Origin of the sequence: Lawsonibacter sp. LCP25S3_E2 (assembly GCF_052117285.1) — a bacterium.
Taxonomy (GTDB): Bacteria; Bacillota; Clostridia; order Oscillospirales; family Oscillospiraceae; genus Lawsonibacter.
Genome location: NZ_JBQKJL010000065.1, coordinates 1 through 1,326 on the forward strand (window position 1 = coordinate 1; position 1,326 = coordinate 1,326).

Annotated in this window: 1 protein-coding gene and 1 pseudogene; both read left to right on the plus strand. The window is 56.9% G+C overall.

From position 1 onward, the window contains the following. A pseudogene (locus tag ACTQ3R_RS16500) lies at positions 1–504 on the plus strand (hypothetical protein); the annotation flags it as partial. Beyond that, positions 504–1,244 carry an IS21-like element helper ATPase IstB gene (gene istB / locus ACTQ3R_RS16505; RefSeq protein WP_441780228.1) on the plus strand — a complete coding sequence of 247 codons (741 nt, stop codon included), beginning with the start codon at positions 504–506 and terminating at the stop codon, positions 1,242–1,244. The pseudogene ACTQ3R_RS16500 and the gene istB, both read left to right, overlap by 1 nt. Positions 1,245–1,326 lie beyond the last annotated feature (82 nt).

The window sequence follows — 1,326 nt, forward strand, 5'->3', positions numbered from 1 at the left end:
TACGGGAAGTTCTGTATTGATAACTGCCACTTTTACAACATCGGCCCGCAATATGCGGACAGCGAGTTGTGGGTACGCATTGGCGCCTTTACGGTAGAGCCGCTGGACAGCAAAAACCGGGTGATCTCATCCTTTGAGCGGCAGTTTGGCGGGAAACGTACCGACACTGGCGATTGGCTGCTTATGCTGGGGGATCTGTCCAGGAAACCCGGGGCATGGCACAACAGCCAGGTCCGCGAAAATATTCCCTGCCCCCTGCGGGATTATCTGGATGAGATGGATAAGGCCGGGCTGCGGCAGGTAATGACCCAGATGCAGGAGTTGGCAGGCCGGTATGACTTTGATATTGCCCTCAACGCCGTGGAACAGATGCTGACTCGCCGAAGTCAGGGCGAAGAGGTTGGTGCGGAGTATCTGGCAGGTCTCATGTCCATGGGGATCCAGCACGCCAATGATGCTGGTCTGGAGCGCTATGATGAGCTGCTGAAAGAAGAGGTGTGCTGATGGAACGGGCATTGATCCGGCAGGAAATCTCTAAAGCCTGCAAGCGGCTGGCCCTGACCCAGCAGGTGGTGACCATGTGCGAACTGGAGGCCACCCCCAGGCAGGAGGAATTCCTCTACCAGGTGCTCAGCCAGGAACTGGCTCACCGGGAGCGCCTGCGGCGGGAACGGCTGCTGAAGCGGGCTGCGTTCCCTGTACGCAAGACGCTGGACGATTATGAATGGACAGCTCTGCGCTTACCGGCGGCCTTGCCGGCAGAGGATGTGACCAGCTGCAACTTTGTGCGTATGAAGCGCAACCTGATCCTCTATGGTCCGGTTGGAACCGGAAAGACCCATCTGGCCATTGCTCTGGGCGTTGCTGCCTGCGAGGCTGGCTTGGAGACCAGGTTCTTTACTGCTGCGTCTCTGGCCACCAAGCTGGACGAGGCACGCCGGAGCGGCAACCTGGAGAAACTGCTACAATCCATTGACCGGGCGGAACTGGTAATTCTGGACGAGTGGGGTTATCTTCCCCTGGAGAAGGAGCAGGCACAGCTCCTCTTCCAACTGATCTCAAGCTGCTACGAACGCCGGAGTCTCATCATTACCACCAATCTGGAGTTTTCCAAGTGGGGCACCATCTTTACCGACGACCAGATGGCTGCGGCTATGATTGACCGCCTGGCACATCATGGCCACCTGCTGACCTTTGAGGGGCAGAGTTACCGCCTGCGCAACGCTCTCATGCGGGTAAAATAGCGTGGCAAAACCAGGGAATTCCCGTGGCAATACCAAGGAATTTGCTTTGGCAAAACCAGGGATTTTTACTTGACAGAATACA

Excerpts from the sequence above, each read along its gene's own strand:
- istB (WP_441780228.1), top strand. The coding sequence starts at position 504 with ATGGAACGGGCATTGATCCGGCAGGAAATCTCTAAAGCCTGCAAGCGG.